General features: G+C 69.3%; 12 protein-coding genes. 11 read left to right on the top strand and 1 reads right to left on the bottom strand.

Annotated elements, in window-relative coordinates; translation table 11 throughout:
- The first annotated feature begins 145 nt into the window (after positions 1 to 145).
- The 6 genes from ACFV04_RS16015 to ACFV04_RS15990 all read left to right on the top strand — a co-directional run bounded on the left by ACFV04_RS16015 (position 146) and on the right by ACFV04_RS15990 (position 3278).
- Positions 146 to 484 carry a hypothetical protein gene (locus tag ACFV04_RS16015; RefSeq protein ID WP_380529576.1) on the top strand — a complete coding sequence of 113 codons (339 nt, stop codon included), beginning with the start codon at positions 146 to 148 and terminating at the stop codon, positions 482 to 484.
- Complete coding sequence (locus ACFV04_RS16010) at positions 481 to 606, top strand: hypothetical protein (protein WP_380529575.1); 126 nt, start codon at positions 481 to 483, stop codon at positions 604 to 606. Before ACFV04_RS16015 ends, ACFV04_RS16010 begins: the two co-directional genes overlap by 4 nt.
- Positions 607 to 815: 209 nt before the next feature.
- A complete protein-coding gene (locus ACFV04_RS16005; protein WP_380529573.1) occupies positions 816 to 1112 on the top strand; it encodes a hypothetical protein in 297 nt (98 codons plus the stop codon).
- Positions 1113 to 1217: 105 nt separating this feature from the next.
- Positions 1218 to 2015 carry a DUF317 domain-containing protein gene (locus ACFV04_RS16000; RefSeq protein ID WP_380529571.1) on the top strand — a complete coding sequence of 266 codons (798 nt, stop codon included), beginning with the start codon at positions 1218 to 1220 and terminating at the stop codon, positions 2013 to 2015.
- A gap of 14 nt (positions 2016 to 2029) precedes the next feature.
- On the top strand, positions 2030 to 2881 hold the full coding sequence (locus tag ACFV04_RS15995) for a DUF317 domain-containing protein (protein ID WP_380529569.1): 852 nt from the start codon (positions 2030 to 2032) through the stop codon (positions 2879 to 2881).
- 118 nt (positions 2882 to 2999) lie between these two features.
- A complete protein-coding gene (locus ACFV04_RS15990) occupies positions 3000 to 3278 on the top strand; it encodes a hypothetical protein (RefSeq protein WP_380529567.1) in 279 nt (92 codons plus the stop codon).
- Between the two features lie 120 nt (positions 3279 to 3398).
- Here ACFV04_RS15990 and ACFV04_RS15985 read toward each other — a convergent pair whose 3' ends face one another.
- Entirely contained in the window at positions 3399 to 3662 is a 264-nt protein-coding gene (locus tag ACFV04_RS15985) for a hypothetical protein (protein ID WP_380529565.1), read from the bottom strand.
- Between the two features lie 643 nt (positions 3663 to 4305).
- On the opposite strand from ACFV04_RS15985, the gene ACFV04_RS15980 reads away from it, so the two are divergent.
- The 5 genes from ACFV04_RS15980 (at position 4306) to ACFV04_RS15960 (ending at position 11709) form a co-directional block, all read left to right on the top strand.
- Positions 4306 to 4518: a hypothetical protein gene (locus ACFV04_RS15980; RefSeq protein WP_380529563.1), complete on the top strand. Its 213-nt coding sequence runs from the start codon at positions 4306 to 4308 to the stop codon at positions 4516 to 4518.
- A gap of 954 nt (positions 4519 to 5472) precedes the next feature.
- Positions 5473 to 6564, top strand: coding sequence for an ABC-three component system protein (locus tag ACFV04_RS15975; protein WP_380529561.1), 1092 nt, complete (start codon positions 5473 to 5475; stop codon positions 6562 to 6564).
- Positions 6543 to 7022 (top strand): ABC-three component system middle component 2, encoded by a 480-nt coding sequence (locus tag ACFV04_RS15970; RefSeq protein ID WP_380529559.1) that lies wholly within the window; start codon positions 6543 to 6545, stop codon positions 7020 to 7022. Before ACFV04_RS15975 ends, ACFV04_RS15970 begins: the two co-directional genes overlap by 22 nt.
- Entirely contained in the window at positions 7015 to 8847 is a 1833-nt protein-coding gene (locus tag ACFV04_RS15965; RefSeq protein WP_380529557.1) for a hypothetical protein, read from the top strand. Before ACFV04_RS15970 ends, ACFV04_RS15965 begins: the two co-directional genes overlap by 8 nt.
- A 570-nt stretch (positions 8848 to 9417) precedes the next feature.
- The gene (locus ACFV04_RS15960) at positions 9418 to 11709 is read left to right on the top strand and encodes a hypothetical protein (protein ID WP_380529555.1); all 2292 of its coding nucleotides are present in this window, start codon (positions 9418 to 9420) and stop codon (positions 11707 to 11709) included.
- Positions 11710 to 12108: the final 399 nt, after the last annotated feature.

Here is a 12108-nt window from a genome sequence, read left to right as displayed (position 1 = left end):
CGCGAACCGCATGGAGGACCTGCTCGACGAGAAACTGCCCACCACCCCGGCCACCTTGTTCACCCTGGCCTCCTAAGCCTCCGCCCTAGGGTGGCTGACCGAGTCGCTCGCCGAGCTGACCCGGACCGTCGACGCCCTGGCCACGATGGCGGGCCTGTCCGGCTCGGACACCGCCGACGCGGCCCCCGGGGAGCTGGCGGACTTCGATCTCTCCGCCTGCACCGCCCACGACCGGGAATCGGTCGCGACGCTGGCGGCCGAAGCCGGACTCCCGCCCAGCCTCTACCTCCAGGTCCTGGGCCGGGCTCTGATCGCGGCCTCGGACTTCACCGACGCGTGCATGGAGATCGTCGGGGCCCTGACCGAGGACGCCCACGACCTCCTCAAGGAGTCGGTCAGCTTCGTGCGCCTGGGCGGCAATGGCCCCGACAGCCTTCCCACCCTGGTCCGCTCCCTCATCGCCCGGATGGAGACGGCCGAGTGAACCCGCACGACCTGCTCGCGAGGCCCGCCACCCACCGCGTCTACGAGCGGCTCGGCGTGGAGGACGTCTGGACCCTGCACTGGTGCCGCCCCGAGGAGAACCCCGAGACCAGCCTCGCCTGATACCTCGCCGCCTCCCCAACACCTCCCGTCGGCGCCCCGGCGCGCACCCCGCTTTCTCCCCGCACCCGCTGACTCGGAGTCCCGACCATGTTCGCCCAGCCGACCACCGCCCTGACCGCCACCGACGCGGCACGGGTGGAAAGCGTCCTGCGCCGGCTCCCCCGAGGACCACGCACTTCGTCCACACGATCGCCAAGTACGGCCCGGGGATGCGCGTGCGCGACGTCGCCCACCACCACCCGGCGGTCAACCAGCCGAACGTCGGAAAGCGCCTCGCCGCCATGGTGGACGCCGGGCTGGTGGACCGCGACGCTACGCCGGGCCGCCCGATCCCCCGGGTGCCAGCCGCCACCCGAACCCTGGTCACCGGAGCGGACGCCGTACAGACCGCGGCCGCGCTGCGGCGAAGCCCCACCCCCGCCGGCCTGTTCAGCCACGCCCCTGCCCCGCAGCCGCGCGTTCCCGCAGCGGTGACGGCGACCTCCCATCCCTCCCGTGGACGGTGACCGCCATGGCCACTCGTCGGAGAACCGCTCCCCAACACCAGCACCCCCGGCCCGCACTCCGCATCGCCCGCGTGCGGGCCCGCTGCCGCCACGTTCAGGAGCCCCGTGCCCTCCTCCACGCCCTTGCTCGTCCACCCGCTCCGCCTCGCCGGCCCCGGCGACCACCGACTCATCACCGACACGCTGACCGCCGCCCCTGGGTGGAGCCGAACCCGCGCACCCGACGGCGCAATCCGCTTCACCAGCCCATGCCGAACCGCCATCATCACCGGCGAACCCCATGACGACCGCCCCGTTTCCTGGACCGTCCACGGCTACGGCTGGCCAAGCTCCGCCCCGCTCTGGCGCGCGTCATTCGCGCCCGGTACGCCCGCCGAGATCACCTCCGCCTTCACGACCGTCCTCATCGACGGCCTGCGCAGCGGGCACCGCGATTACTTGCACGGCGGCCCCCATCACCTCCCCCGCACCCCCGCCTCCGTTCTCGCCGACCGCGGCTGGCGGGCCGGCAAAAGCCCAAAGGGATTCCACGACCAGATCGCACCGGATCTGACGGCCGTCTACCGGCACCGCCTCGGCCACCAGCCGCCCGACGCCGAAGCCGCCGGCCTCACCCCGCCGGCCTGGAGCATGCTCGCGGGCAACCTGCGAAACCCGTCCTGGCGTGCGGACTTCACCACCGGTGTGCCCTTCTACCCCCTCATCCGCGCCACCCTCCTGTTCAGCTCGCCCGTTCCCGTGGGGCGGCGACGCTGCGACCTCCCCGCCCAGCACCTGCCCCACCTCACCGCCCAGCCGCCCTCCCGAACCGCCTACGCACGCCAAGCGCCCGACAGCCGGCCGACCACCCCGACTGTCCCGCCCGCATCCCGGCCCGCGCCCGCCCCCGCGCGCCGCCGCTGACCCTGGACGACCCGATGCCGCACGCCTCCGAGAAGCCCCGCGAGTACCGGGTCACGCCCCGCTACCTCGCCAACTCCGACGCCGACGTCTCACCGCCAATCCAGCGGCTGCTGGCCGCAGGTTGGGCACTCAGCCACGATGAGCTGGCGAACACCTTCGTCACCGCACCGGACCTGCGGGCCCGTCTGGCCTTCCTGCCCGAGGGCGAGGACGCCACGTACTGGAAGATCAGCGCGGGCCGAGACGCCTTCGCCCCACCCGACTGGCTGGTCACCTTCGACCACAAGACTCCTCCCGAGGTCGTCGAGGACTTCACCGCTGCCCTCGCCAACGCCTACGCCCAGGGCCCGGACGCCTACCTGAAGAGCGGGCCTCAACCGGACGGCGCATACGTGCCCCTCCAGCTCCTCACCTCCGGCTGGCACCTCAATCCGGCCACCCCCTTCCTCACCCACCAGTCGCCCGACAACCTCATCCGGCTGCACCGCCGGGGCCAATTCCTCCAGCACGCGTCCGAGATGGCCGGCGACACCGAGCGCTGGCTGTTCGAGGTCGGCCCGCCCCGCGACGTCTGGTACGCCACCGCCTCCTCCCGGTTGCCCGAGCACCTGCTCCATACGCTCGCCACCGCCGTCGCCGACCCCACCCCGGTCTACCGGCACATGTGGCGCGTCGACCTGGAGCACCTGCCCGCCGTCGCCACCGCAACACCGACGGCGCCGAGTCCGCTGGAGGTAGCGCGCGTTCGGGCAGCCTCCTCCCGCTCGCTCTCCGTGCCCCGAGCCGCCCCATCCACGCTCGCCTACAGCACCACCACCCGGCCGCCGGCGCTCCCTCGGGCCACCGTCGCCGGACGCTCCCGCTGATCACCGACACCCGGAGGAACCCCCGTGTCCGACGCCACCGCCCTGGAGCACGCGAACGCGATAGTCGAGAAGGCCTGGGGCCGGACGGTCGCCGAGCTGGAGAAGGCCGCGCCCTGTTTTGCCTGTCGAGGACCCGATGCTGCGCGCGGCCATGCACCACCGGGCCCACCTCGTCGTCGCGTCCAATTCCGCCGCCGTGCACCAGGAACGGCTGCACGCGCTCACCCGGCCAGGCCACGTCCCCGCCTTCTACGACCTCGACCGGATCACGGCTTCAGCGAGCGCCCTTCGCACCGCCTACGCGGAGAGCAACACGGCCGTCCAGATGATCCGCCACATCGTCGACGCCCGCGAGCTCGCCCTGCAGGCCCAGAACGGTCCGACGCCGAGCGCGTGAAGGCCGCCACCGCGCGCACCACGAACTCGCCTCGCCTGCTGGGCCCGCCAGCCGCGCAGTCCACCCCGCCAATCGCAGCCGTTCGGACTCCCTCGACGGCGAACCGGCAATAGCGACCGGTCAGTCCGCGGCCTGGTCGTGGTGCTCGCCTGGATCGGCGGCGCCCACCACCCGGGCCAGTTCCTCCACGGTCAGCTCCACCCGCTGCCCGTCGTCCAGGCTGGCCTCCACCACGGCTGCTTGTCGCCGCTCGACCCGGCTCGTCGTGCGCACGGCCCACTGGCCGTCGGCGATCGCCGCAGTGTCGCCCAGCGTCCACGCCCGCCCTGCCGACCGGACCTTGCGCTCCAGCGCCACCATGTCCCGGCCTCTGCTCGACCTCACGCCTTCTCCCCCTTCGCGTCCCACTGCGGTCCTTCGCCGCGACCCCGTTCCAGCACCCGACTGCGCCGATCCATTCCCGGCCAGTTCACCGACGGCAGACCGCCGACGGCCGGAATCGACTACGACCTACGGCGCACCGCATGCCAACGTACTCATGTCGCCGAAACCGCAGGTCGACGAGGGGAACGACCAGCTGATCAACCCCGGCCTGCCCGCCGCTCGGCCCGCTCACCTGAAGGGAAACCACGACGAGCACCCATTGCATCGACTTCCACCCGGTCATCGTCACCGCCATCACTGGGCACCGCGCTTCCCGCCACATCCTCGTCAGCCCAGCCCTGCGGGTCGTCCGCGCCGACGAGGTTCGCTCCGGCGACCTGATCGTCTCCGCCTTCCACCCCGTTGGACCCGACCACCTTCCCTCGGCCGACTACTTCGCCTCCGGCCCCTACCCGGCCAGCCCCGGGCGCTACGACCCGACCTGTGGCTGCGGGGTCTGTGGCCTGCCGGAAGTCCAAGGCCGGGACGGCATCGTCGTCCTCACCACCGGCTATCCGTGGGACACCTGCGACCCGTGGCCCGCCGACGACCTCGTTCTCATCCGCCCTACCGCCCTGCTGATCACCACCGCGAGGAGACCTTCGTGCCGCAGTACCTGACCGTCGCCCATCTGATCGTCCAGCTCCAGGACCTCGACCCGAACCTGCACGTCCGGCTCGCGGTGAACCCGGACTGGCCGTTCTCGCACCTGCCGGCCGGGACCGTCGTCGTTCACGACGGTGTCGTCTACCTGCCCGAGGACGGTCAGGAGGGTTACTTGCCCGCCGCCGTCCGTGAAGAACTCGCCTGGGCCTGAACCAACCCGACCGACCGAAGGAGACCCCGCATTCCCACCCGCGATCACCCGGAGCTTCCTCTCCCGCTCGACAGCCTCGCCCTGCGGTCCGTGCCGCCGTGGGCGAGCGGAGCGCTCGTGCACAGCGTCTCCGCGTCGCCCGACGATCCGATCAAGGTCCACTGGACCTCGAACCCCGCGCCCCCACTGCCGCTCGGCCGCATCCGACTGCGGTGGGAGCCGGCCACCGGATCCGGCTGGAACGTCACCGCCCACCTCGGACTCGCCAATACCGAGGTTCACCTCGCCACATGGCTCGCCGCCCCCGACGACTGGCCCCGCCTCGTCCGCCCCACCCTGCGCGAAGTGACCGAGCTGTGCTCTGCCCTCGCCGTCGCCACCGCCGCCCTTCGCGTTGCGGTCTCCCAACTACCCACCACGGACAACCTCCCCTGCTCCAAAGCATCGGGAGCGGCCGCTCCTGGGCCTGACGCACCCCACCTCCCCGGACCTGCCGGCCGAGGCGGACGAAGCCACCGACGACCAGGAGTTCTGGGGCTATCGCGAGATGGCGGCGTATCTGGGCATCAACCTTCATACTGCCCACGCCCGGGGTTCGAGAGGCCCTGCCCGCTCCCGACGACACCAGCATTCCTGATCGACCCCGTTGGAGCCCAGCACCGTCCGCGCCTGGAACCCCCTCGGCCAGGGCTACCGCCGCGACCTCCACGGCAACCCGCCTGACGACAACACCACCGGCTGACCGCAGGACCGCCATGAGGCGGTAGACCTGACCATGCGGGGGCGGCACCGAGCCTTCGGGGCCGCCTCCGCATCCGCGTGATCACGCACCGGGAGCGACCTGATCGGTCAGACCTGGTTCGTACTCTTCTCTCGGCCGGGGCAGCAGTGATATCACTTGACCCCGAGTGATCGGCTGGTCACGGATGCACCGGACTCGGGGGGCTGGGACAAGTGTCTGGCGATGTCGACACCAGGGCGGACAACATCGAGCCGCCGCTGACGCTCATCGGTCCCTGGCTGAGAACCCACGCCGTACCGTCCCCGAAGAAGATCGTCTTCTCGTACGATCCCGATGAGTTCGAGGAGTTCGTCAAGGAGTGGGTCCCTGCCCTGAAGACGAAGTACGTCGCTGTGCAGCGACACGGCGGTTCGGGGGATCACGGGGTCGATGTCGCCGGCTACCTGACCCCGTACGGGCTTGAGGGAACCTGGCACAACTACCAGTGCAAGCACTACGGGGAAGCCTTGACGTGGTCGAAGGCTGCCCCCGAGATGCGCAAAATGTTCGCCTCTGTGGTGGGCGGGCACTTCATCATGCCGCAGCAGTACGTCTTCGTCGCGCCGATCATCGGCCCCCGTCTCGTCCGGCGATTGTCCAAGCGAACCGAGTCCAAGGCCGAGTTCCTCAAGGACCTGGCATCCACCGGCGATCCCGTCGTCACCTCGCTCACCGCCGAGAAGCGACACGAGCTCCGCGAACTCGCCGAGGCCACGGACTTCTCCATGTTCACCACCATCGACATGGACGAGATGTTGTCGATGCACCAGACCACCCCTCACTGGGCGGCGCGGTTTCCCCAACCGCCGGCGCCACGTCCGCAGAGGATGCTGCCGCCTGATGCGCCAGCTCCAAACGAGGCCCGCTACATCCAGCAGTTGGTGCGGGCCTACGGAGAACTCTGGGGCGAGCAGGCCGACACCCTTGAGCGCATCGCCGAGCACGACGAGGCACGCGATCACCTGCGTAGACAGCGGGAGGCCTTCTACAGCGCGGAATCGCTGCGCCTGTTCGCCCGCGACGCGACCGCCGGCGGGCACTTCGAAGCCGTCCTCGACGACGTCTACGACATCGTGGTCGAGGTCGCGGCTGGCAGGTTCGAGTTCGGGTACGACCGCGTGCAGGCGGTCCTGGCTGCCTCCGGCAACGTCGAGCTCACCAGGACGATCCTCACCGAGTTCGTGCGGCCGTTGGACCGCAAGGGGGTCTGCCACCACCTGGCGAACGCCGACCGCCTGCTCTGGTGCCGCGGAGGTGCCGCGTGAATCCGTTGAACAGCCCTCTCGAAGTCGGGATGCGCGCGCTGATCCTGCTCGCTGAGAGCCATCCCGAACCCCTGGACTTGGCCCAGATCACCCTCCTCGACTACGCACTGCTTCACAGCGGCGAGTTCGACGGCCCGCCGAGCCTCCACCCCGACCTTCCCGCTCGATCGGGCGAACTCGGCATGAAGCGCAGCCTGTTGGAGAAGGCGTTGCTCGTCCTGATCCACGCCGAGCTGGCCCGGCTGGAGCCCGCGGACGACGGCCTCGTCTACCGCGCGACGGAGCGGGGGCCCGCGTTCGTCGAACTCCTCGAAGCCCCCTACGTCGAGCGCCTGCGCGAACGCGCCGAATGGGCCGTCCACCAATACACGCCCGGCGCCGACGTCCGGGCTGCCACCCGTGCGCTGCTCAACCGCCCGGCCGAGACGCCCCTACCCCCCGAGGTTCCCCGTGGCTGACCTGCGACTGACCCACCTCACGTACGCGGGCTCCGGAAAGCCCACCGCCCGGGTGGCCTTCGGCCCCGAGCTCACCGTCATCTACGGCGCGTCCGACACCGGCAAGTCCTTCATCGTCGAGTCCATCGAGTACATGCTCGGTGGTGCGCGTCTGCCGCTCATCCCCGAAGCCGAGGGCTACAGCCAGATCCTCCTCGGACTGCAGATGCCCGATGGAGCGCCGATCACCCTGGTCCGGCGACCGGGCGCCGGCACCGTCGCCGTCCACTACGAGGACCTGCGCGACCTGGTCACCCGGAGGTCCGACCGGGAACTGACCGCAGTCCACCGCTCAAACAGCTCCCGCAGCCTCTCCGCCATGCTCCTCGCAGAACTCGGCTACGCCGACACCCGGATCCGGAAGAACGACGCCGGCGGCACCCGCGGACTGTCCCTGGCCGACCTCGTCCACCTGTCCCTGGTGACCGAGACCCGCATGGGCGACCCCCTCTCCCCCGTCCTGCGGTCGAACGCGGCTTCAGGCAAGACCGCTGCCGCCTCAGTGATGAAGTACCTGCTGACCGGCGAGGACGACCCGCTGATCGACGCTGGGCCGAACACCAATGAGCGCCGGGTCCACAAGGGCCAGATCGGGCTCCTCGACCAGATCGTCGTCGAACTCTCCGCCAAGCTGACGACCCGGGAGAACGCCTCCCAGCTGCGCGAACGACTGGCGCGAATCCAAGCCACCATCGACGGTCAGTCCCGCTCCCTGCGGGTGATCACCGACCGCCACGTCGGCGCAGTCTCCGACCGCATGAACGCCGCTCAGGAACTCGCCGCCGTCGAGTCCCGCCTGGCCGAGGTCCACGACCTGCTCACCCGGTTCGGGCTGCTGGAACAGCAGTACCGCTCCGACCTCGACCGGCTCGCGATGGTCAGCGAAGCAGGCAGCATCCTCGGCTACTTCCGCGTCGGCACCTGCGTCTTCTGCGGCGCCGAACCCGAACACCAACACCACGGCCACGGGGAGCAGGAGACGACCCAGCTGCAGGCGGCCGTCGAAGCCGAAGCCGCCAAGACCAGCTCGCTCCTCGCCGACCTCCTCCCGACCATCGCCGACCTGCGGACCCAGCTGGACGAGCTGGTCGGACGAAGGGGCGTCCTACTCCTGCGAGCCAGAGAGCTCGACGCCGAAATCTCCCAGGCAGAGGAGCGCCTAGAACCCCTGCGGACGCACATGGACGACCTCCTGGCGGCCCGCTCGACCGCCGAACGCGAGCTCGAACTCCACGCCCGCATCGAGGAGTTGGACGAACGGCGATCCAAGCTCGACGGGGCAGGTGCGGTCCGGTCCCAGCGGCCCGCCAGCCACATCCCCGCCCGGGTGCTCTCCAGGTTCGACGATGTCCTGCGGCGGACGTTGGACGCCTGGTCCGTTCCCTCGGTCGAGTTCGCCGAGTACGACCAGTACGGCATGGACGTCCGGGCCGGCAGCCGGCCCCGATCCGGCCGCGGCCAGGGCGTGCGCTCGGTCCTGCACTCGGCGTTCACCACCGCCCTCGCCCGGTACTGCCTCAGGGAGGGCCTCCCCCACCCCGGCTTCGTCGTCCTCGACTCCCCCGTGGTCACCTACCGCGAACCGGTCGGGGAGGATGTCGACATCACCTCGAACGTCGTCGACCACTTCTACCACGACATGCTGACCTTCCCCGGCCAGGCCATCCTCATCGAGAACGGCGACCCACCGAGCAACGTGCTTTCCGCTGCCACGACGTACCGATTCACGGGCCCTGGCGGAGGCAGGCCCGGCTTCTTCCCGCTCTCCCCGACCGACAGGGTCTGAGGCGAGCCTCAAACCTCACCGTGCGCGTCCGGCTGCGAGTTCTCGCGTCGCCACCGGCGCCGCGTCTCGGCCACCATCCCGGCAGCGCCATGTTGCGCTGCCGGGACCTGAACGTGGGAAGAGCCCCCAATCGTCACATGAAAGATCGCGCGAGTCCGTGACGTGACAGCCTGACATCGGGCTTTCCGGTCAGACGGAACGGACGAGTCATGGCGGACAAGTTGGTGCCGGTGACGATCCCGGGGCCACTCCACGCCGATGCCGACCTCTCGGGCGATCCACACCTCTCCGACCTAGCGGGCCGCCGGACAGGCCGTTCAGGGAGCCCGACCGACCAGATACGAGCATCGACGTCGGAATCTCCCCACCCATGAACAGCCCAACGAGCGAACCCGACGTCCGTCACGTTGTGCACCGGTGCAGTTCTGGCCCCCGCACGCAAGTCAGAGCGCTATCACGCAGCAACCCTGCCTCCGACACGTACTTGCACCTGATGCGGTGCCGGGCCGTTAGTCTTCACGGGCCTACTCTCTTCCGTACGTGCCCGAATGACTCCAAAGGAGTTCTCCCATGTGGACGGAAGCCGAGACGAAGCTTCGCGAGAAAGCCCTGGCCTCGGAGGAAACGCGTCTCGGCGACGGCGACGCGAGCCAGGGCGAAAGCTGGCCGTCCTCGCGCACGATCAGGGCGACCGTCATCCGCGACCTGCTGACCCACCCTACGACCGCCATGCGCATCACTCGGCTACGCCTGGTCGGGGCCCACATCGAGGGCGAGCTCGATCTGGAGGCCGTCGCCCTGAACGCCACGCTGGAGCTGAGGCACTGCCACTTCGCCGATGACATCAACTTGGATCAGGCAACGGCAACGGCGGTCTACCTGGAGCGGTGTCACCTGGCGAACCTGAGTGCCGTACAGCTCCACACCGTAAACAGTCTGTTCGTCACCGCGTCGAGCTGCACAACCATCAACCTCAAAGAGGCCCGGATCGACAAACAACTGAACCTCAAACACACCGTCCTGCGAGGTTATCCGGCCCAGGCGCCCGACGCCGCCACGCTGGCGATGAACGGCATCATCGTCGGTGCCAGTGCATTCCTGAACGGCATGACCGTCCACGGGAGGACGGCTCTCAGCGGAGCCAAGGTCGACGGGCAGCTCTCTTTCCGGGGAACCACGATGACCTCGTCCAGCACGGCAACGTGCGATCTGCACACCCGCTGTGTGCTGCACGCGCGAAAGCTGCACGTCAGCGGTGACGTCGGGTGCATCGGACTCACCGCCGACCAGGCAGTGGACTTCACCGGGGCGGCTGTCGGCGGGTCCATGCTCTTTGGAGGAGCAACCTTCCACGGCCAGGGAGAGGACGCCGCACTGGATCTGGCCAGGGCACAGGTCAAGCAACACCTCTACTTCACGGACGGCGTCACCGTCAACGGCATGCTCATGCTGGGCGGCGCAACCGTCGACGGCGATCTGGAGGCTGGCGGGGGTCAGTTCCTCCACCCGGTCGACACCGCCATCGATGCCCGCGGCCTCCGGGTCAACGACATCAAGTTCGCCACCGAGTCCGCACAGCGTGAGGCTAACCGCATCGGATTCCGGGCGGAAGGCAAGGTCGTTCTGGCAGACGCCGTGGTCAGGGGCAACCTCGACTGCGGCGGCGGTTCCATCTCCCGGCCGAGGGCTAACGAGGACGCCCTCGATGCCCGCGGCGTGAAGGTGACCCGCGACCTACTGCTCAACAAGGGATTCACCTGCACGGGCAGGGTGACACTTGAGGGCGCCGAGATCGGAGGCAAGGCCGAACTCTCGGACGGTTCCTTCCACAACGCCGGACAGACCTCGGTGGCCGCACAACAGCTGACAGTCCGCACGAGCCTCCTCCTCCAGGGCGCATTCGAGGCCGAGGGCCTCGTGGACTTCTCCGGTGCGATCGTCGGTGACCTGCGAATCGGAGGACAGATCCACCGTCCCGGGCAGGACGCCCTGCTCCTGGGAGGCCTGAAGGCAACCCAGACGGTCGAACTGAACCGGGGGCTCACCGTGGAGGGCACGATCAGCTTGCGCGCTGCGAGCATCGGCGGCGATCTGAGGATCATCAGGCCCAACATCAGCCGGGGTCGGGACGAGATGGCGCTCGACCTGAGCGGCGCAACGGTGCAGGGCGCGCTCCGCATCAAGGGTGACAACCCGATCGGCGGGGCGGTGGACCTTCGGCACGCCTCCGTCGGAGTACTCAGGGACGACCCGAAAGTCTGGCCGCAGAACCGCACGCTGCTTGCCGAGTTCACCTACAACGCGTTGTGGAACGTCGAGAAGAGACCCGTCAACGACCGGCTCAACTGGCTCTATGTGAAGGACTCCTACTCGGCACAAACCTATGAGCAACTCGCCGCGGTGTACCGCGCCGCCGGCCGGGAGGACTTCGCCCGCGACGTCCTCTACCGCGGTCAGAAGAAGCGCCCTCGGCCGGGATGGCGTGAGCGATTCTGGTCTCGCATCCTGTGGGCGGCCGTCGGCTACGGCTACCACCCCGCACGCGTCCTCTACTTCCTCGCGGGGCTCGAAATCTTCGGAACCGTGTACTTCGGACTCGCACGAACTGACCTGCGGCCCAGCTCCGCACTGGTGAGCGCCTACGGCGAGAGCGTTGGTACTGACGCCAAAGCGAACGGCCACTTCCAACCGGCGCTCTACACCCTGGACCTGCTCCTGCCGGTCGTGAGCTTCGGCCAGCGGGCCCTGTGGATTCCCCAGGGACACACCAGCTGGGTAGCCACTGTTCTCATGGTCGCCGGCTGGATCCTCGGCGCCATCCTCGTGTACGGGATCAGCACCGCGTACCAGCGCCGGGTATAGCCGATGCCACACAACTCGTCACTCCAGGTAGGGCCTGGCGAATCCAAGGCGTCGCGGCTGGATCCCGGAGCCTACCCGCAGGTGCTCACTCAGCCCCGCAGCTGCAGCCTATCCAGATGTAGCGGCGGTGGTTGATCAGCAGTCAGTCCCGGCGAGCCCGAAGCTTCGGGCAGATTGCGAGCAGTCCGCGAAGCGCCGGTTCGATGGGGCCACTTCGCGAGGCGTACGCCCCCCGACCTCGGCGGCCGGCTGTCACACAACAGCCACAGGAGCGGGCGGAAGCCGCCGAGGTCGGGCCCGGGCGCTGGTTCTACGCTCGTCGGTCCTGGCCACAAGCTCTCCGTACGTGAGCTCGGCTTCTCGCGTAGTACCTGGTGGGACGCGGTACCGAGAAGCGCA

Source organism: Kitasatospora sp. NPDC059599 (genome assembly GCF_042735125.1).
Lineage (GTDB): Bacteria > Actinomycetota > Actinomycetes > Streptomycetales > Streptomycetaceae > Kitasatospora.
The sequence above is the reverse complement of the archived record's forward strand: the minus strand, read 5'-3'. Positions and strand labels throughout refer to the sequence as shown.